This is a genomic window from Bradyrhizobium sp. USDA 4474 (assembly GCF_054057515.1).
In genome coordinates this window covers 6,203,349-6,221,626 of record NZ_JBSRZJ010000002.1, presented here as the reverse complement: position 1 = coordinate 6,221,626, position 18,278 = coordinate 6,203,349, and the positions used below count along the sequence as shown (strand labels likewise).

17 protein-coding genes are annotated in these 18,278 nt (G+C 65.9%); 13 read left to right on the top strand and 4 right to left on the bottom strand.

Annotated features, from left to right (window positions below; all coding sequences use genetic code 11):
- The first annotated feature begins 18 nt into the window (after positions 1-18).
- Positions 19-702: a cob(I)yrinic acid a,c-diamide adenosyltransferase gene (gene cobO, locus ACVW16_RS30770; protein ID WP_456734627.1), complete on the top strand. Its 684-nt coding sequence runs from the start codon at positions 19-21 to the stop codon at positions 700-702.
- A 20-nt stretch (positions 703-722) separates the two neighbouring features.
- On the top strand, positions 723-2,156 hold the full coding sequence (locus ACVW16_RS30765; RefSeq protein ID WP_456738141.1) for a cobyric acid synthase: 1,434 nt from the start codon (positions 723-725) through the stop codon (positions 2,154-2,156).
- Here ACVW16_RS30765 and cobD read toward each other — a convergent pair.
- Together cobD and cbiB are read right to left on the bottom strand one after the other, a co-directional pair.
- Entirely contained in the window at positions 2,145-3,110 is a 966-nt protein-coding gene (cobD, locus tag ACVW16_RS30760) for a threonine-phosphate decarboxylase CobD (RefSeq protein WP_456734626.1), read from the bottom strand. The two genes, ACVW16_RS30765 and cobD, sit on opposite strands and share 12 nt — an antisense overlap.
- Before the next feature lie 11 nt (positions 3,111-3,121).
- Positions 3,122-4,063 carry an adenosylcobinamide-phosphate synthase CbiB gene (gene cbiB, locus ACVW16_RS30755; protein ID WP_456734625.1) on the bottom strand — a complete coding sequence of 314 codons (942 nt, stop codon included), beginning with the start codon at positions 4,061-4,063 and terminating at the stop codon, positions 3,122-3,124.
- 120 nt (positions 4,064-4,183) lie between these two features.
- On the opposite strand from cbiB, the gene cobU reads away from it, so the two are divergent.
- From cobU to bluB, 3 genes are read left to right on the top strand one after another with little or no spacing between them, the layout of a single operon-like run.
- Positions 4,184-4,687 (top strand): bifunctional adenosylcobinamide kinase/adenosylcobinamide-phosphate guanylyltransferase, encoded by a 504-nt coding sequence (gene cobU / locus ACVW16_RS30750; RefSeq protein WP_456734624.1) that lies wholly within the window; start codon positions 4,184-4,186, stop codon positions 4,685-4,687.
- A complete protein-coding gene (cobS, locus tag ACVW16_RS30745; RefSeq protein ID WP_456734623.1) occupies positions 4,684-5,469 on the top strand; it encodes an adenosylcobinamide-GDP ribazoletransferase in 786 nt (261 codons plus the stop codon). Before cobU ends, cobS begins: the two co-directional genes overlap by 4 nt.
- Positions 5,470-5,472: 3 nt before the next feature.
- Positions 5,473-6,105, top strand: a complete 633-nt coding sequence (bluB, locus tag ACVW16_RS30740; RefSeq protein ID WP_456734622.1) for a 5,6-dimethylbenzimidazole synthase — start codon at positions 5,473-5,475, stop codon at positions 6,103-6,105.
- A 172-nt stretch (positions 6,106-6,277) separates the two neighbouring features.
- Here the strand turns inward: bluB and ACVW16_RS30735 are convergent, their stop codons facing one another.
- Entirely contained in the window at positions 6,278-7,195 is a 918-nt protein-coding gene (locus tag ACVW16_RS30735; RefSeq protein WP_456702736.1) for a LysR substrate-binding domain-containing protein, read from the bottom strand.
- Between the two features lie 124 nt (positions 7,196-7,319).
- On the opposite strand from ACVW16_RS30735, the gene ACVW16_RS30730 reads away from it, so the two are divergent.
- The 8 genes from ACVW16_RS30730 (at position 7,320) to ACVW16_RS30695 (ending at position 16,513) form a co-directional block, all read left to right on the top strand.
- Entirely contained in the window at positions 7,320-8,270 is a 951-nt protein-coding gene (locus ACVW16_RS30730) for a ring-cleaving dioxygenase (RefSeq protein ID WP_456702735.1), read from the top strand.
- On the top strand, positions 8,267-8,887 hold the full coding sequence (locus ACVW16_RS30725) for an alpha/beta hydrolase (RefSeq protein ID WP_456734621.1): 621 nt from the start codon (positions 8,267-8,269) through the stop codon (positions 8,885-8,887). The genes ACVW16_RS30730 and ACVW16_RS30725 overlap by 4 nt, the downstream gene beginning before the upstream one ends.
- 388 nt (positions 8,888-9,275) lie before the next feature.
- A complete protein-coding gene (locus tag ACVW16_RS30720) occupies positions 9,276-11,051 on the top strand; it encodes a thiamine pyrophosphate-requiring protein (RefSeq protein ID WP_456702733.1) in 1,776 nt (591 codons plus the stop codon).
- Positions 11,051-12,157: an enolase C-terminal domain-like protein gene (locus tag ACVW16_RS30715; RefSeq protein WP_456702732.1), complete on the top strand. Its 1,107-nt coding sequence runs from the start codon at positions 11,051-11,053 to the stop codon at positions 12,155-12,157. The genes ACVW16_RS30720 and ACVW16_RS30715 overlap by 1 nt, the downstream gene beginning before the upstream one ends.
- Positions 12,154-13,116, top strand: a complete 963-nt coding sequence (locus tag ACVW16_RS30710) for a hypothetical protein (protein ID WP_456702731.1) — start codon at positions 12,154-12,156, stop codon at positions 13,114-13,116. The genes ACVW16_RS30715 and ACVW16_RS30710 overlap by 4 nt, the downstream gene beginning before the upstream one ends.
- A complete protein-coding gene (locus ACVW16_RS30705) occupies positions 13,109-13,759 on the top strand; it encodes a gluconate 2-dehydrogenase subunit 3 family protein (protein WP_456702730.1) in 651 nt (216 codons plus the stop codon). Before ACVW16_RS30710 ends, ACVW16_RS30705 begins: the two co-directional genes overlap by 8 nt.
- Positions 13,749-15,455, top strand: coding sequence for a GMC family oxidoreductase (locus tag ACVW16_RS30700; protein ID WP_456734619.1), 1,707 nt, complete (start codon positions 13,749-13,751; stop codon positions 15,453-15,455). The genes ACVW16_RS30705 and ACVW16_RS30700 overlap by 11 nt, the downstream gene beginning before the upstream one ends.
- 5 nt (positions 15,456-15,460) lie before the next feature.
- Positions 15,461-16,513, top strand: a complete 1,053-nt coding sequence (locus ACVW16_RS30695) for an SDR family oxidoreductase (protein WP_456738140.1) — start codon at positions 15,461-15,463, stop codon at positions 16,511-16,513.
- Between the two features lie 260 nt (positions 16,514-16,773).
- Here the strand turns inward: ACVW16_RS30695 and ACVW16_RS30690 are convergent, their stop codons facing one another.
- Entirely contained in the window at positions 16,774-18,267 is a 1,494-nt protein-coding gene (locus ACVW16_RS30690) for an ABC transporter substrate-binding protein (protein WP_456702729.1), read from the bottom strand.
- Positions 18,268-18,278: the final 11 nt, after the last annotated feature.

Sequence of the window (18,278 nt, the reverse complement as noted above, 5' to 3'; positions counted from 1 at the left end):
GCCGAAGGACCCTGTCAGATGACGCCTGAACCGGATAGCCAAACGGCCGACGAAACCGACGCCAAGACCCACGCCAAGACCCACGCCAAGACAGACGCGAAGAACGAGGCGAAGCACGCCGCAAAAATGGCGAAGATCAAGGTCGCCCGCGACAGGATCATGGCGACCAAGAGCGGCGAAAAGGGGCTCATCATCGTCCACACCGGCGCCGGGAAGGGCAAGTCGTCCTCCGCCTTCGGCATGATCGTGCGCTGCGTCGCTCATGGCTTCCCCTGCGCGGTCGTGCAGTTCATCAAGGGCGCCTGGGATACCGGCGAACGACGCCTGCTCACCGGCCATTTCGGCGAACTGTGCCAGTTCCACGCCATGGGCGAAGGCTTCACCTGGGAGACGCAGGACCGCGCGCGCGACATCGCGGCTGCGCGCGCCGGCTGGGAGAAGGCAAAGGAGCTGATTCTCGATTCCAATCTGCGCATGGTCGTGCTCGATGAGATCAACATCGCGCTGCGCTACGATTATCTCGACATCGGCGAAATCGTCGATTTCCTCAAGACGTCGAAGCCGCCGATGACGCATGTCGTGCTCACCGGGCGCAACGCCAAGGACGAGCTGATCGAGATCGCCGACCTCGTTACCGAGATGACGCTGGTGAAGCATCCGTTCCGCTCCGGCATCAAGGCGCAGGCCGGCGTCGAGTTCTGAACGTGACGGCACGCGCGCTGATGATCCAGGGGGCCGGTTCGGACGTGGGCAAATCGCTCATCGTCGCCGGCCTCGCGCGTGCGTTTACGCGGCGCGGCTTGCGCGTGCTCCCGTTCAAGCCGCAGAACATGTCCAACAATGCCGCCGTCACCGTCGATGGCGGCGAGATCGGCCGCGCCCAGGCGCTGCAGGCGCTCGCCGCGGGCGTCGAGCCGCACACGGACATGAACCCGGTGCTGCTGAAACCCGAGACCGATGTCGGCGCGCAAGTCATCGTGCATGGCAAGCGCATCGCAACCGCGCGCGCGCGCGACTATGCGGCGATGAAGCCACAGCTGATGGGCGCGGTGCTGGAGAGCTTTGAGCGGTTGAAGGCGCGCAGCGATCTGGTGCTGGTCGAAGGCGCCGGCAGCCCGGCCGAGGTGAACCTGCGCAAGGCCGACATCGCCAATATGGGTTTTGCCCGCAAGGCCGGCGTGCCCGTGGTGCTGGTCGGCGACATCGACCGTGGCGGCGTCATCGCCCAGCTCGTCGGCATCAAGACGGTCATCGAACCTGATGATGCCGCGATGGTCCAGGGCTTTGTCATCAACAAGTTCCGCGGCGATCCCACGCTGTTCGATGACGGCTACAGACTGATCGAGCAAAGGACCGCCTGGCGCGGCTTTGGCGTACTGCCGTGGTTCGCACGGGCCGGCGAGTTGCCGGCCGAAGATGCGCTGGGCCTAAGCGATGCCCGCAAGCCGGGCCAGCGCAAGATCGCCTGCCTCGCATTGTCGCGGATCGCCAATTTCGATGATCTCGATCCGCTGAAGCTCGAGCCTTCAGTCGATCTCGTGATGGTGCGTCCGGGCGAAGCGATACCGGGCGACGTGCGTCTCGTCATCATCCCCGGCTCGAAGTCCACGCGTGGCGACCTCGCGTTCCTGCGCGCGCAGGGCTGGGACATCGACCTGCTCGCGCATCACCGCAGGGGTGGCCATGTGCTCGGCCTCTGCGGCGGCTACCAGATGCTCGGACGCAGCGTTGCTGATCCCGACGGCATCGAAGGACCCGCGGGCGACACGCCGGGCCTCGGGCTGTTGGATGTGGAAACGGTGATGAGCCCGCAGAAGACGCTGACACGGGTCGCGGCTGTGCACGCGGCGACCGATCAACCGATCCACGCTTACGAAATCCACATCGGCCGTACCGACGGGGCTGATCGTGCGCGTCCATTCGCCAAGCTGAATGGCGAGCTCGAAGGCGCGATCTCGCGCGATGGGCGCGTGCAAGGCAGCTATCTGCATGGCCTGTTCACGTCGGACGCCTTTCGCAAGGCATTCCTTGCAGGGCTCGACATTCCCGCGGGTGAGGACCCGTATGGCGCCCGGGTCGAGAGCGCGCTCGATGCGTTGGCCGATCACATCGAAAGGCATCTCGGCGTCGAAGGCCTGCTCGCGCTAGCGCGCTAAGGCTCCGGCGAGGCGCATCCATTCGGACTCGACGCCCGGAAGACCGAGGCGCAACCAGGTCCGATTTTGCGCGAAGACGCGCGACCAGATCTGGCGGCGCGCGAGCTTCTCCTGCGCGGCCATTGCGTCAGGCGTTTCGTAGAGACGAAACAGCGGCGCGCCGCCGGCGAGCCGCCAGCCCTGCCCTTGCGCCATCTCATCGAGGCGCGCGCAATCCTGCGCAAGCCGCGCCGTCGTCGCCTTGGCCCAGGCGTCATCGCGCAAGGCGCGGCAGCCGATCGCGATCGCCGGGCCCGACACAGGCCACGGACCCGATGCTGCCGCGAGCTTGGCGATGTCAGTCGCATGGCCAATCGCGAAGCCGAGCCGGAGGCCGGCAATCCCATAAAACTTTCCAAACGAGCGCAGGATCAAGAGCCCCGGCCGCCCCGCTTCCGAAGCGAGCGAGAGCTCGGGAACAGCATCGGCAAAACTCTCGTCGACGACGAGACGACCGACGCGCGGCAATAGCGCGAGCAATTCCTTCGGCGCGGCACGGCGCCCGTCGGGATTGTTGGGATTGACGACGATGGCGAGGCTCGCGCCGGCGAGCGCATCGAGCTCACCGACGTCCTCGACCTCCCATCCCGCGGCCGACAGCACAGGGGCATATTCGTTGTAGGTCGGCCCGAGGATGCGCGCCCGTCCGCGCGGCGCGAGCTGCGGCAGCAGTTGAATGGCGGCTTGCGCACCGCCCATCGCGACAACTGGCGCGATCGTGCCATAGGCACGTTGAGCCGCCTGGTGCAGGGCCTCGATCTCGGAACGCGACGGCAGAGCCTGCCAATGATGTGCTGATATCTCGCCCACGGGATAAGGCCGCCGGTTGATCCCGGTCGACAGGTCGATCCAGTCTTCAGCGCGTCCGCCGAAACGCTGCCGGGCCAGATCGAGATTTCCACCGTGCTCGCGCATGCCTTCTTCTTTCACGCGAAGGCGAGGATCGCAAGGACGCCCGCGAGCAGCACCATGGCGCGGCGATAGACCGTCAGTCCCTCGATGATGTCGCAGGCCTGCGGATCGCGCGCGCCTTCGTTGAGCCAGGGCTCATCGGTCGCGCAGCCGTGATAGATCCGCGGGCCGCTGAGGCGCACGCCGAGCGCGCCGGCCATCGCCGCCTCCGGCCAGCCGGCATTGGGCGAGCGATGGCGCCGCGCATCGCGCGTCATGCAGGACAGCGCCTCCGATCGTCGCGGCGCGAGCAGCACGAAGAGAAAGCCGGTCAGGCGTGCCGGAACGAAGTTGGCGACATCGTCGATGCGGGCGGCGGCCCAGCCGAACGCTTCGTGGCGTTCGCTGCGATGGCCGATCATGGAGTCCAGCGTATTGATCGCCTTGTAGCCGAGGATTCCCGGCAGGCCGAACAGCGCGCCCCAGAACACCGGCGCGACGATGCCGTCAGAGGCGTTTTCGGCGAGGCTCTCGATCGCCGCACGTGCGATACCGGCCTCGTCGAGCGCAGCCGGATCGCGGCCGACGATGCGCGACACGGCTCCGCGCGCCGCAGCGATGTCACCGCCCAGCAGAGGATCAGCGACGGCGGCGACGTGATCATGCAGCGAGCGCAGCGCGACCAGCGGCCAGGCCAGGATGCCGACCAGCACGATCTGGATCCAGCCCGGGGAAAGCGCGGACTGGAGCACGCAACCGAGCACAAGCGCCATCGCAATCACCAGAAGCGCGCCGGCAACGCCTGCCGCGCGGCGGAGGCCCGGCGGATCGGACGCGCGATTCCAGCCACTGTCGATGGCAGCGATGAGCCGGCCCAACCAGGTCACGGGATGGCCGATTCGTGCAAATAGCGGCGACGGCCAGCCCGTGAGGGCATCTACCGCCATCGCCACCACCATCGCACCCGCAAAACCCACGCCTGCCTCCTGTCACGCCCCTGTTGCGCAAAGCGCGGGGCGAGCGCAAGCCCCTCGCCGCCTGATTTCGGCTTTGTCTTTGGCCGCGTTTGGTGATTAGTCAGGCCAACAGGAGAGTTCATGGCCGTCATCTTGATCACGGGCGGAGCGCGATCGGGCAAGAGCAGGCGCGCGGAAACGCGCACGCGGGCCTTTCCCGGGCAACCCGTCTATCTCGCGACGGCCGAGGCGCTCGATGCGGAAATGGACGCGCGCATCGCGCAACATCGCGCACGGCGCGGAACCGACTGGATCGAACGCGAGGTGCCGCTCGATCTCGTGCCCGCGCTGGTCGCAACCGATGGCGCCGGCGCGCGGCTCGTCGACTGCCTCACGCTGTGGCTCTCCAACCTGATGCATGCTGAACGCGGCTGGGAGCACGAGGTGAGTGAACTCGCCGCCACCCTGCCCCGGCTCAAAAGCCCTGTCGTCCTCGTCAGCAACGAGGTGGGCCTCGGCATCGTGCCCGACAACGCTTTGGCGCGCAGCTATCGCGACGCCGCCGGCATCATGAACCAGACCATCGCCGGTGTTGCCGACGAGGTCGAGTTCGTCGTTGCCGGCCTGCCGATGAAACTGAAATGATGCCGCCCGCCCACATTTTGAAAGACCTCGTCGCCGACCTCAGGATCGCGGCGTCCTTCATCACGATCGTGCCGGTGACCTCGCCGAAGCCTGCCAGCGACGGCGCCGTCGCGCGCGCGACCTGGGCGCTGCCGGTTGCGGGATTGATGGTCGGAGTTGCAGGCGGCGCGGTCTACGCGCTCGCGAGCAGACTGGGACTGACACCAGGCACGGCCGCCCTGCTCGCGCTCGGCACGACGGCGCTCATTACCGGCGCGCTCCACGAGGACGGGCTCGCCGATACCGCCGACGGCCTCGGCGGCGGCCGGACGCGTGAGCGCAAGCTCGCGATCATGCGCGACAGCCGGATCGGCAGCTACGGCGTCTGCGCGCTGATCCTGTCGTTCGGTCTGCGCTGGTGCGCGCTTGCCGCGATCGCCACTCCGTGGGCCGTGATGCTCGCGCTCGTCTCGGCCCATGCCGCGGCGCGCGCGGGCGTGCCTGCGTTCATGTCGCTCGTGCCGCCGGCGCGGCCAGACGGATTGTCGGCAAGCGCCGGATCGCCGCCGGGCCGCAGCGTGGCCATCGCGTTCGCGGTTGGAACCCTTGTGCTGGCGCTGGCGCTCGGGCCGGCCAAGGCGCTGGTCGGCCTGGTCCTGCTGTCGCTGGCCGGACTGATCCTGACGCGGCTCGCCATCGGTCAGATCGGCGGACAGACCGGCGATATCCTCGGCGCGTTCGAACAGGTCGGAGAGATCCTGATCCTGCTGGTCGCCGCAGCCTTCCTTCACACGGGAGGATAGATCATGGTCGCGTTCGACGACGCCTTCCGCCAGCACTTGCGCGAGCTGTTCGTGTGGCGCCGCGATGTGCGCCGCTTTCGCAGCGATCCATTGCCAGGCGGCGCCATGGAGCGGTTGATCGAGACGGCCTGCCTCTCGCCCTCGGTCGGCCTGAGCCAGCCATGGCGCTTCGTCATCGTCGATGATGCGGTACGGCGGCGCGCTGTGATCGACGATTTCAAGGCCTGCAACGCCGAGGCGCTCAGCTGCTACTCCGGCGAGCGCGCCGGCCGCTACGCGGCGCTCAAGCTCTCGGGCCTCGAACAGGCTCCCGGCCATCTCGCCGTGTTCGCCGACAAGGCCAGCGACATCGGCCAGGGCCTCGGCCGCATGACCATGCCGGAGACCACCGAATATTCCGTGGTCGCCGCCATCACCGCGATGTGGCTCGCCGCGCGTGCCGAGGGAGTCGGACTCGGCTGGGTCTCGATCCTCAATCCCGAGCACATCCGCGGCGTGCTCGACGTGCCCGCCGCCTGGAAATTCATCGCCTATCTCTGCATCGGCTATCCCGAGGAGGAGTGCGACCAGCCCGAGCTCGAACGGGCGAAGTGGGAACACCGGCGCGGTGCGGGCGAATTCACGCTACGGCGCTAGTCAGATCGCACGCATCACTCCGCAGAGACCGTCCGGATCGACAGCTTCCGCTGCAACCGATGCCCCGGATCATCGTCGTGACCGCCGACGTGGCGCGCAGCACGAGAGCGTGGCTCAAATACGCGGGGATCAGCCAGGTCGTCAGCAAGCGCGCCCGCAGGGCAGCGTTCGGTCAGCTAGCGCGCGCGTTCGCTGAGCCCATCTCCTCCCGCCCAAACCGCGCCACCAGAAAATCGATGAACAGCCGCACCTTCACCGACAAATGTCGCGTCGGCGGATAGACCGCATAGAGCGAAAGCGGCGGTGCCGAATAATCGTCCAGCACCGTCCGCAGCTCGCCTTTCCGCAAAGGCTCCGCCGCAATGAAGTCAGGCAGAAGCGCGAGTCCCCTGCCCTTGATCGCGGCATCGCGCAGCACCTCCGCATTGTTGACGCAGAGCGACCAGGCCGGCTGGATCCAGTGGTCGCCATCGACGCCTGTAAGCTTCCACTGATTGCCCGTCAGGAGGAAGCCGTAGGTCAGCGAGGCATGCTCACGAAGATCCTGCGGATGCCCTGGCGTGCCGTGACGCGCGAGATAATCAGGCGAGGCGCAGATCATGCGCGGCACCGGCATGATTTTCCTCGCGATCAGGCTCGACGATTCCAATTCCGCAATCCGCAGCGTCACGTCAAAGCCGTCCTGGACGGGATCGAGCAGGTCGTCGCTGAGCACGATCTGAAGCTGAAGCTCCGGGAACGCTTCCATGAAGTCCGCGAGCACCGGCCCAAGCCGCATCGTGCCGAATGACATCGGCGCGTTGACGCGCAACAGTCCCCGCGGCGACGACTGCGCCTGCGTCACCGCCTGATCGGCGGCCTCGATCTCCGAGAGGATCACGACCGCGCGCTCGAAATAGCGCTGGCCGTTCTCGGTCGGGCTGGCGTGGCGGGTGGTCCGGTTCAGGAGCTGGACGCCGAGGCTCTCCTCGAGGTCGGCGATGTATTTGCTGATCGCCGAGCGCGATAGCCGCAATTGCCGGCCCGCCTCGGCAAAGCTACCGCTTTCGACCACCTTCACGAAGGCGCGGAGGCTGGCGACCTTATCCAAGGGCCGGTCCCGATTGTTTCCAAATCATAGACATAGACGTCATATTTGCATGGATTGTCTCCAATCCAAAGCGGAACGATATTTCCACCCAGAGCAAGACCGCTCCCTGAGTTGGAGGACGACAATGTCTGGACTGCACCACGTGACCGCGATCGCCGGCGATCCCATCCGCAATTTCGGATTCTACACCAGGGATCTCGGCCTGCGCTTCGTCAAGAAGACGGTCAATTTCGACGATCCCGGCACCTATCATTTCTATTACGGCGACGAGACCGGCCGCCCCGGCACCATCCTGACCTTCTTTCCCTGGGCCGGCGTGTCGCCCGGGCGCCGCGGCGTCGGCGAGACCCATCAGACCGCGTTCCGCGTGCCGCAGCGCTCGCTCGGTTACTGGACGCAGCGCTTCATCGAAAAGGGCATCGCTTACGAGGCGCTTGAGAAGCGCTTTGGCGAGTCCGTGCTGCCGTTCACCGACCCTGACGGCATGGCGCTCGCGCTGGTCGGCATATCAGGCGCAGAGAACGAGCCCGGCTGGAGCAATGGCGACGTACCGGCCGAGCACGCGATCCGTGGCTTCCACGGCGTGACCCTGCTGCTCGACAGCGCGGCGAAGACGGCTGCCGTCCTCACCGACGTGTTCGGCTTCAAGGAGACGGGGCGCGAAGGCTCGGTAATCCGCTTCAAGGCATCAGGCGATGCCCAAGGCAGTGTCCTCGGCAGCGTCGTCGACATCTACGAGGCCAAGGGCTTTTTGCGCGGGCATCAGGGTGGCGGCTCGGTGCACCACATCGCCTTCCGCGCCGCCGACGATGCCGAACAGGGCAAGATGGCGCAAAAGCTCGTGAGCAATCATGGCCTGCATCCGACCGAGCAGCGCGACCGCAACTACTTCCGCTCGATCTATTTCCGCGAGCCCGGCGGCGTGCTGTTCGAGATCGCAACCGATATCCCCGGCTTCGCCGTAGACGAGCCCGTCGAGACGCTCGGACGCGATTTGAAGCTGCCTGTTTTCCTCGAACAGCATCGCAAGCAGATCGAGGGCGTGCTGCCGAACCTGGAAGAGACCGCCGCATGACCGACTTCATCCATCGTTTCGAGCCCGCGACCAGCGCGGGCTCCCCTCCGCTCCTGCTGCTGCACGGCACCGGCGGCGACGAGAACGACCTGCTCGGGCTCGGCAAGATGATCTCACCGGGCTCGGCGCTGCTCTCGCCGCGCGGCCGCGTGCTCGAGCACGGCATGCCGCGCTTCTTCCGTCGCCTCGCCGAGGGCGTGTTCGACGAGGACGATTTGCGCCGGCGCACGGTCGAACTCGGCGAATTCATCGCCCATTCACGTGAGCGCTACTGCATCCCCGCACCCATTGCAGTCGGCTTCTCCAACGGCGCCAACATCGCCGCCGCGCTGCTGCTGCTGCAGCCGGATGTGCTGGCCGGCGCGATCCTGCTGCGGGCCATGGTGCCGTTCTCGGAACCAACCAGGGCCGGGCTCAACGGCGAGCCTGTTCTGTTGCTGTCCGGGCAGGCTGATCCGATCGTGCCTGCGAGCAATTCGGCAAAGCTTGGGGCGTTGTTGTCCGAAGCAGGAGCGCGCGTCGACCATAAGGTGCTTCCAGCAGGGCATCAGCTGTCGCAAGCCGACGTGACGCTGGCCCGCAGTTGGATCAGCGAGGTCGAGTCGAAGGCGGCGTGAGCGAGCAGCGGCGCATCGTTTCCGGACCATGCGCCGCGATGTTTTTCGACCTTTCGGACGGAACATCGACTTCAGCCGCTTCTCGACGAGCCGCTTCTCCTCCGCGTTCGCATCGACGAGATCGGCCCCGACGATCTCAGGCTTTATCTCACCTCTTTAGGAACCATCGCACTCCGCGCAGCATGAATTCGCGGAAGCAAAGGCTTTGTCCTGCGGTGACGTGACTCCATTCGCGTGGCGGAGCGGGCGTCGTTTGCCTGGCCGCATCTGTCGGCTGTCGGCCGCTCGTGAACCTAAACAATCATTTAGCCTGCAACATTCGACGTTGCTTCCCGTTTGACTTGATATCCAACCGGTCATCGCCGATCGACATACGGGAACCTTTCCGATGAATGTTAGCGACTATGTTTGGCATCGCCTGTCCGAATGGGGTTTGAAGCGCGTGTACGGTTATCCCGGCGACGGGGTGGGCGGCCTCGATGTCGCCCTCGAAAAGGCCAAGGACAAAATGGAGTACGTGCAGGTTCGCCATGAGGAGATGGCAGCCTTCATGGCCTCGGCCCACGCCAAGTTCACGGGCGAAGTCGGGCTTTGCTACGCGACGTCGGGCCCTGGCGCGATTCACCTGCTCAACGGGCTTTACGACGCCAAGATGGATCACGTTCCCGTGGTCGCGCTCGTCGGCCAGCAGGCGCGGAGCGCAATCGGCGCGAGCTATCAGCAGGAAGTCGATCTCCAGACCTTATTCCAGGGCGTGACCGAATACGTCGCGATGGCCAGCGTTCCCGAACAGGTTCGCCATCTGATCGACCGCGCGGTACGCATCGCCAACACCAAGCGCGCGGTCACCTGCGTGATCCTGCCCAACGATCTGCAGGAGCTCGACTACAAGGATCCGCCGGTGGCGCATGGCGCCACCCACACGGGCGTCGGTTATGCCGGGCCGGCGAAGCTGCCGGACGAGGCTTTGCTTCGTGCCGCTGCTGATGTCCTCAATGCCGGCAGCAAGGTTGCCATGCTCGTCGGTGCGGGCGCGCTCGATGCAACGGACGAGGTGATCGAAGTCGCGCAGCGCCTGCAGGCGGGCGTCGCCAAGGCGCTGCTCGGTAAGGCCGCGGTGCCCGACGATCTGCCGTTTGTCACCGGTTCGATCGGGCTGTTGGGAACGCGCCCGAGCTGGGATCTCATGAAGAACTGCGACACGTTCCTCATGGTGGGTTCCGCTTTCCCCTACAGCGAATTCCTGCCCGAGCCGGGCGATGCGCGCGGCGTGCAGATCGACATCGACGGCAGCCGGCTCAGTCTGCGCTATCCGATGGAGGTCAACATGGTCGGCGACAGCGCGACGACGTTGCGCGCATTGTTGCCGCTGCTCACGCAGAAGAAGCCGTCGTCCTGGCGGCGCGACATCGAGAAAGGCATGGCCGATTGGTGGGACACGCTGAAGCAACGAGCGATGAATTCCGCCGAACCGCTCAATCCGCAGCGGGTGTTCTGGGAGTTGTCGCCGCGTCTGCCTGATAACGCCATCATCACCGCGGATTCGGGCTCCGTCGCCAACTGGTACGCCCGTGATCTCAAGATGCGGCGCGGCATGAAAGCGTCGCTGTCCGGCGGCCTTGCCTCGCTCGGCGCCGGCACGCCTTACGCGCTCGCGGGAAAGATGGCCTACCCTGAGCGCACCGTGATCGCCTGCATGGGCGACGGCGCGATGCAGATGAACGGCCTCAATGTCATGATCACCATTTCCAAATACTGGCAACGCTGGTCGAACCCGCGGCTGATCGTGCTGGTGCTCAACAACCGTGATCTCAACCAGGTGACGTGGGAGGAGCGCATCCAGCTCGGTGCCGGAAAGACCGAGTCGACCCAGAGCATTCCGGATTTTCCCTATCATCGCTACGCCGAGCTGCTCGGCCTGAAGGGTATCTTCGTCGACAATCCCGATCGCGTCGGTGCGGCTTGGGACGAAGCGCTGGCGTCCGATCGGCCTGTGATCCTCGAAGCCTATACCGACCCCAACGTGCCGCCGCTTCCGCCGCACATCACCCTGAAGGACGCCAAGAATTTCGTCAGCATGATCCCGTCCGAGCCAGAGTTGGGAAGCGTGCTGAAGAACAGCGCCAAAGAGCTGCTGACGGGTGTTCTGCCCGGAAAAGACTGATGCTGTGCGAGGTCCCAATCCGGAGCGTGCGCGCGCAGGCGTACACGGTGCCGACCGATCGCCCCGAGGCGGACGGCACCATCGCCTGGAATTCCACCACCCTCGTGCTTGTCGAGGTCGAGGGCGGAGGGCAGGTTGGCCTCGGCTACACCTATGCCGGTGCCAGCATTGCGCCGCTGATCCGGGACACGCTCGCCGCGGTGATCGCGGGCAAGGACGCCCTGGCGCCGCAGGCCTGTTTCGAGGCGATGCAGCGCGCAGTCCGCAATCTGGGACGTGAGGGCCTTGCGGCGACGGCCATCTCCGCGGTGGATACCGCTCTGCATGATCTGAAGGCGCGTCTGCTCGCGCTGCCGCTCGTCGTTGCTCTCGGCGCGCGGCGCACCTCCATTCCGATCTATGGCAGCGGCGGCTTCACCACCTATTCCGACGACGAGCTGGAGCATCAGCTCGGCGGCTGGGTCGCGCAGGACGGCTGCGCTTACGTCAAGATGAAAATCGGCTCCGAGCCGGACCGGGACCCACATCGCGTCGCGGTGGCCAGGCGCGCGATCGGCGATGCGGACCTGTTCGTCGATGCCAATGGCGCCTGCACCCCCAGGCAGGCGATCCGGCTGGCGCACATCTTCCGTGAACAGGGCGTCAGCTGGTTCGAAGAGCCCGTGTCGTCGGACGATCTGCCTGGTTTGGCCATGGTGCGGCAGCACGCTCCTGATGGAATGGACGTGGCGGCCGGCGAATATGCCTACACTGTCGACTATGTGCGCGCGATGCTTGCGGCCGGTGCCGTCGACGTGCAGCAGGCGGACGCGACCCGATGCGGCGGCTTCACCGGCTTTCTCGGGATTGCGGCGCTGTGTGACGCCTTTCACGTCGACCTTTCCGGTCACTGCGCGCCGGCGCTGCATCTCGCCGTTGCCTGTGCTGCCCCCCGCATGCGCCATCTCGAATGGTTTCACGACCATGTCCGGATCGAGCGCATGTTTTTCGACGGCGCGCCGCAGCCGCGCGATGGCCGGATCGCCCCCGATCTGACGGTGCCGGGTAACGGGTTGGTCTTCAAGCGGAGCGATGCCGCCGCTTACGCCGTGTCGGAGGCCGCATGAAGCTTCCCGCGGAGCGCAATCTGATTGCTCTGGCCGGGATCGCTGCATCCGGCATGGCGCTTGTCTCACTGCTTTCGGCAGCCGCGCCGGCTCGCAGCTCCGGCTCGCGCCTCGCGCCGCGTCGCATTCGTGCCAGCCGCGCAGCAACGGTCAAAACAGCGCGGGAGCTCAACCGGGCCGCGGGAACGCTCGCCGCCTCCGTGCTCGCCGATTCCAGCGTCGAGCATTACCGCGGCTCGTTCAAGAACAAGGCCATGTACACCCCGCTTGCAGTTTCGGCGCTGACCCTGGCGACGAGCCTGCACGGCACGGCCGATATGCGTCCGCTCGCCCACAAGGCGCGCGACGCGACCTACCTGCTGGCGGCAGCCACCGGGCTGGTCGGTTCCGGATTCCATCTCTACAACGTCGGCAAGCGCGTGGGCGGCTTCAGCTGGCAGAATTTGTTTTACGGTGCGCCGATCGGCGCGCCGATGGCGATCCTGCTCTCGGGCCTGCTCGGCTTCTGTTCCGAACGGGTGCGGGAGGCGAGCCGAACGCGGCCGCGCATCTTCGGTCTGCCGGCGGGACGCACGATCGCCGCGGTGGCGAGTGCGGGCCTGCTCGGCACCACCGGCGAGGCCGGCCTGCTGCATTTCCGGGGCGCCTATCACAACCCCTTCATGCTTCTGCCGGTGACGCTGCCGCCGATCGGCGCAGCGCTGCTGCTGTCGGCGGCCGGGAGCGGTTCCGGCGGGACGCATCGCTTCACCCGCTGGTGGATGCGTGTGCTGACGGCCATGGGTGTGGCCGGTGTCGGCTTCCACGCATACGGCGTGTCACGAAACATGGGCGGCTGGCGCAACTGGAGTCAGAACATCCTGAACGGACCGCCGATCCCCGCGCCGCCGAGCTTCGCCGGCCTCGCATTGGCCGGCCTTGCCGCACTCGGTCTCATGAGGGCGCATCCCGATGCATGACAGTCGCGACCGCTATCCCGAATATGACGTTCTCGCCAAATTGTCGGGACCATCCTGGAACGACAAGACGCGCGAGGTCATCACGCGGCGGCTGTCGATCGCGCCCGAACCACGCTTCTTCACACCCGACGAATACGAGACCGTCGTGGCGATCGCGAGCCGCATCGTTCCGCAGCCATCCGATCGTCCGCCCGTGCCGATTGCCGCGCTGGTCGACCGCAAGCTGCACGACGGAATCATGGACGGGTTTCGCGTGCCCGATATGCCCCGGGACGGCGAAGCCTGGCGTCTCGGCCTGAAGGCGCTGAACGCCGAGGCCGCCGCGGCATACGGCAAGCGCTTTGCGCAGTTGCCCGAAGCCTTACAGGGTAAGCTGCTGCGCGCCGCCCAATGCGGCGAGTTGAAAGCGCCCGAATGGGGCGGCTTGCGCTGCGACGTCTTCTTCAAGGCGCGCATGGGGCGGGACATCGTATTCGCCTATTACGCTCACCCGACCGCCTGGAGCGAGATCGGCTGGGGCGGCCCTGCGAGCCCGCGCGGTTATGTGCGCCTCGGTCTCGACGAGCGCGATCCCTGGGAAGCGGCCGAGGCGAAAGACGGGAATGATGCCACAGCCCGCCGGAGCAATCGCCGTGTCCGATGATCCCCTCCATGCGCCGCGGGCGCACGATGGCCGGGCGCCGGACGTGTTCCGTCCAGGCGGCTGGATACCGATGCGGCAATACCGCGAGAGCGAGCCGGTCGATTTTGCCATCGTCGGGACCGGCGCAGGCGGAGGAACGCTCGCCTGCAAGCTTGCCGAATACGGCTTCTCCGTCGTCGCCCTCGACGCCGGCCCCTATTTCAGGCCGCTGGAGGATTTCGCCTCCGACGAATCCGAGCAGACCAAGCTTTACTGGACCGATGACCGCATCGTCGATGGCGCCAATCCGCTCCATCTCGGCAGCAACAACAGCGGCAAGGCCGTGGGCGGCTCGACGGTGCACTTCGCAATGGTCTCGCTGCGCTTCCGCCCCGAATGGTTCAAGTCGCGCACCCTGCTCGGCTACGGCGCCGACTGGCCACTCGATTGGCGCGAGATGTGGGACTACTACACCGAGGTCGAGCAGGCCCTGAAGATATCGGGTCCGGTGACCTATCCCTGGGGCCCGCCGCGTCCGCGCTACCCCTACCGCGCCCATCCGTTGAACGGCGCGGCGCGAGCGCTGGCCAAGGGTTGCGAGGCACTGGGCATCCAATGGACCGAGACGCCGCTCGCGACGCTGTCGGCGCCCCGGGGTCTGGCCCATCCTTGCGTCTATCGCGGCTTCTGCGTCACCGGCTGTTCGACCAACGCCAAGCAGAGCGCGCTGGTCACATGGATTCCGCGCGCGATCGCCGCGGGCGCGGAAATCCGCGATCTCGCGATGGTCGGTCGCGTCGAGGTCGAGCCGTCGGGGCTCGTGTCCGGGGTTCACTATCATCGGGACGGCGCATGGCGCTTTCAGCGTGCCCGCAACGTCGTGGTCGCTGGCTATGCCATCGAAACGCCCCGGCTTCTCTTGAATTCCGCGACGTCCCGCTTTCCGGACGGCCTCGCCAACAGCTCGGGCCTGGTCGGAAAGAACCTGATGGCGCAATCCAATCAGGCGGTGTGGGGGCGGCTGGAGCACGAGGTGCGCTCCTACAAGGGGCCGCCGTCGCTCGCCATTACCGAGCACTGGAACTACGAAGACAAGGGCAAGGATTTCTTCGGCGGCTATTCCTACATGAGCCAGGGCCCGCTACCGCAGCTCTGGGCGAACACGCTGTTCAGCGCTCGCGGGCTCTGGGGGGAGCGCCTGGTCGAGGCCATGAAAGACTACAACCACGTGGTCGGTCTCAAGATCGTCGGCGAGATGCTGCCGCAGGAATCCAATCGGGTCACCCTGGCCGACGAGGTCGACCAGTATGGCTTACGAATTCCCCGCATCACCTATTCCTGGTGCGACAACGACAAGCGTTTGATCGATCACTCCCTCAAGTTCATGGGCCGCGCGTTGGAGGCGATCGATGCACACGACATATGGATCCAGGACGACGATACCTGCCACCTCAACGGAACCGCGCGCATGGGGAGCGACGCCCGGACCAGCGTCGTCGATGCCGACTGTCGCAGCTGGGACATTCCGAACTTGTGGATCTGTGACGGCTCGGTCTTTCCGACGGTCGGAGGTGCCAATCCGTCACTGACGATTCAAGCGATCGCCTGCAGGACCGCGGACCGCATTCGCGTTCTGGCGCGACGGGGCGAACTCGACGCCGCCGTCCCACGGCGAACCTCACTCCATCAACGTTCAACGGAGGTGCACAGATCATGAGCATGGTGCCACTTCACTCGGGCCGGGTCGTCGTCATCACCGGAGCTTCGGCGGGCGTCGGGCGGGCCATCGCGCATCGCTTCGCCCGCGACGGCTGGCGCATCGGCCTGATCGCGCGTGATGCGGAGGCGCTCGAGGAAACCCGGCGCGAGGTCGAGCAGATGGGTGGAACGGCGCTGCCCATGCCGTCCGACGTCGCCGACGCGGACGCAATGACCGCTGCGGCGGACCGCGTCGTCCGGACGTTCGGGACGATCGACGTCTGGATCAATGATGCCATGGTCACGGTGTTCTCGCCGGTATGGAAGATGACCGCCGAGGAGTTTCGCCGCGTCACAGAGGTGACCTATCTCGGCTTCGTGCATGGCACGATGGCGGCCCTGCGTCACATGCGGCCGGCTGATCGCGGGCACATCATCCAGATCGGGTCCGCACTGGCCTATCGCGGCATCCCGCTGCAATCGGCCTATTGCGGCGCCAAGCACGCCATCCGCGGCTTCACCGATTCATTGCGGACCGAGTTGATCCACGACCGGAGCCGCATCCGGCTCACCATGATGGAGCTGCCCGCGGTCAACACGCCGCAATTCGACTGGGCGCGAACCCACATGCCGCGAGAACCTCGTCCGGTCGCGCCGGTGGTGCAGCCGGAAGTCATCGCGAATGCGGTTTATCAGGCTGTCCTCCGTCCCGGCCGCGAATACTGGATCGGACTCAGCACGCTCAAGGTCATCCTGGGCAATACCGTGCTTCCGGCGTGGCTCGACCGCTATCTTGCGAAGGTGGCGTTTTCGGCGCAGGAAACGCCCAAGCCCGTGGGGTCCGAACGCCCCGACAATCTGATGCATTCGGTTCGGTCTTTGCACCGCACGCGCGGGCGCTTCGGCGCGGAGGCGGACGATCGTGCGGTCGTCGTCGACGGCCCCCTGGCGCGCGTCGTGCCCCTGGCGGTCGGCGCTCTCATGGCTTTCGCAGCCGGCCTTCTGCTCGGCACGCGGACGGGCCGGATCGGACGGCATCAACTCGAAGGACGTGGCATGGCTGGACGCGACCATTGACGAGAGCCGCCCGCGATCTCGCGCCCCGGTCACCCCGACTGCAATGATGGCATCATGCCAGTGTTTTGCCCGACGGATCAAGAAATATTTCGGTTTTTACGAAAATATCCGGGTCGGTCGCGCAAGTCCTTGAAAGAACTGACCACCCGGCTACGGTGCATGGGGTTGTTTTGCAGATTCTGTTTTGATGCGTCCCAAAAAAAGACCTCTCCCGATCAGGGAGAGGTCATTGGTGTTGGATCTGACTTCAGCGACTGGCCCTACTCCCAGGACCAGGCCGAGAAATCGTTCTCGAACTGCGGGACTTCCTTCCAGACGCCCTTCAGCTTCTTGTTGATCACCGTCGGCCATTGCGGCTGGAACAGGAAGCCGGCCACCGCGTCGGTCGCCAGCATCTTCTGGGCATCGCCGAGCAGCTTTGCGCGGGCGGCCTCGTCGGGGGTCGATACGATCTGCTTGTACAACGCGTTGAACGCGTCGTTGTTGTAGCCGAGGTAGAAGTCGGGCTCCGTCAGCTTGACGAGATCGAACGGCTCGACATGCGAGACGATGGTGAGATCGTAGTTGTGGGGGCCGCTGGGCGCGAACACCTGCGACAGCCACTGCGCCCATTCGACGTTCTCGATCTTGGCGACGATGCCGACCTTGGCGAGCTGGGCTGCGAGGATCTCGCCGCCCTGCCGCGCATAAGGTGGCGGCGGCAGCTTCAGGCTGAGCTCGAGCGGCGTGGTCACGCCGGCCTCAGCCAGCAGCTTCTTTGCCTTCTCGGGGTCGTAAGGGTTGATGCCTGTGGTGTCGACATAGCCGAGCGAGCCCGGCGTGTAGAAGCTGCCGATCGGTGTGCCGAAACCTTCCACAGCGCCGTCGATGATCGCCTTGCGATCGATCGCGGCGAGGATCGCGCGGCGCACGCGCACGTCGTCGAGCGGCTTCTTCTTCTCGTTGATGGCGACGATGGTCTTGGCCTTGGAGCCGCCGACCAGCACCGTGAAGCGCGGGTCGGCCTTGAATTGGGCGACAACGCGGGTTGCGATGCGCGGAAACGCATCCACGTCATTCGACAGGAGAGCCGCGGCCTGAGCGGCGGGATCGGAGATGAAGCGGATCGTCACCTTCGCGAGCTTGATCGCCGAGGCGCCCCGATAGTCGGCCCATTTGTTGAGCGTGAGCGAGGAGCCCTTGACCCAGGCGCCGAGCTGGTAGGGGCCGGTGCCGACCGGCTGCGTCACGTTGGTGGCCGCGCTCTTCGGCTCGACGATCGAGGCGCTCGCCTGCCCCAGCAGGAACGGCAGGTTCGGCTCCGGATATTTCAGCGTGAGCACGATCGTGTCGGCGTCGGGCGCGTCGACCTTCTCGAAAGCCTGGAACAGGCTCTTGTCCTTGTTGGTGCTGTTCGCGGCCGCGTTGCGCTCGTACGAGAATTTGACGGCGGCGGAATCGAAGGCTTCGCCGTTCTGGAATTTGACGCCCTTGCGCAGCTTGAACGTGTAGGTCTTCAGGTCGGGCGATGCGGTCCAGCTCTCGGCGAGCAACGGCGAGACCGAGCCGTCCTCGTTGATCTTGGTCAGGGTCTCGTAGATGTTGTAAAGCGTGACCTCGGCGATTGCGGCGGCGGCTGCGTTGGTGGGATCAAGCCCCGGCGGCTCCAGCGTCATGCCCATGACGACGCTGTCCTTCTTGCTCTGCGCCAGCACCGGCAGCGGCGCCGCGGCCAGCGCTGCGGCGAAAGCGACGATCGATAGCTTCTTCAACATGCCTAACTCCC

Excerpts from the sequence above, each read along its gene's own strand:
- cobO (WP_456734627.1), top strand. The coding sequence starts at position 19 with ATGACGCCTGAACCGGATAGCCAAACGGCCGACGAAACCGACGCCAAG.
- ACVW16_RS30765 (WP_456738141.1), top strand. The coding sequence starts at position 723 with ATGATCCAGGGGGCCGGTTCGGACGTGGGCAAATCGCTCATCGTCGCC.
- cobD (WP_456734626.1), bottom strand. The coding sequence starts at position 3,110 with ATGCGCGAGCACGGTGGAAATCTCGATCTGGCCCGGCAGCGTTTCGGC.
- cobU (WP_456734624.1), top strand. The coding sequence starts at position 4,184 with ATGGCCGTCATCTTGATCACGGGCGGAGCGCGATCGGGCAAGAGCAGG.
- cobS (WP_456734623.1), top strand. The coding sequence starts at position 4,684 with ATGATGCCGCCCGCCCACATTTTGAAAGACCTCGTCGCCGACCTCAGG.
- bluB (WP_456734622.1), top strand. The coding sequence starts at position 5,473 with ATGGTCGCGTTCGACGACGCCTTCCGCCAGCACTTGCGCGAGCTGTTC.
- ACVW16_RS30730 (WP_456702735.1), top strand. The coding sequence starts at position 7,320 with ATGTCTGGACTGCACCACGTGACCGCGATCGCCGGCGATCCCATCCGC.
- ACVW16_RS30725 (WP_456734621.1), top strand. The coding sequence starts at position 8,267 with ATGACCGACTTCATCCATCGTTTCGAGCCCGCGACCAGCGCGGGCTCC.
- ACVW16_RS30720 (WP_456702733.1), top strand. The coding sequence starts at position 9,276 with ATGAATGTTAGCGACTATGTTTGGCATCGCCTGTCCGAATGGGGTTTG.
- ACVW16_RS30715 (WP_456702732.1), top strand. The coding sequence starts at position 11,051 with ATGCTGTGCGAGGTCCCAATCCGGAGCGTGCGCGCGCAGGCGTACACG.
- ACVW16_RS30710 (WP_456702731.1), top strand. The coding sequence starts at position 12,154 with ATGAAGCTTCCCGCGGAGCGCAATCTGATTGCTCTGGCCGGGATCGCT.
- ACVW16_RS30705 (WP_456702730.1), top strand. The coding sequence starts at position 13,109 with ATGCATGACAGTCGCGACCGCTATCCCGAATATGACGTTCTCGCCAAA.
- ACVW16_RS30690 (WP_456702729.1), bottom strand. The coding sequence starts at position 18,267 with ATGTTGAAGAAGCTATCGATCGTCGCTTTCGCCGCAGCGCTGGCCGCG.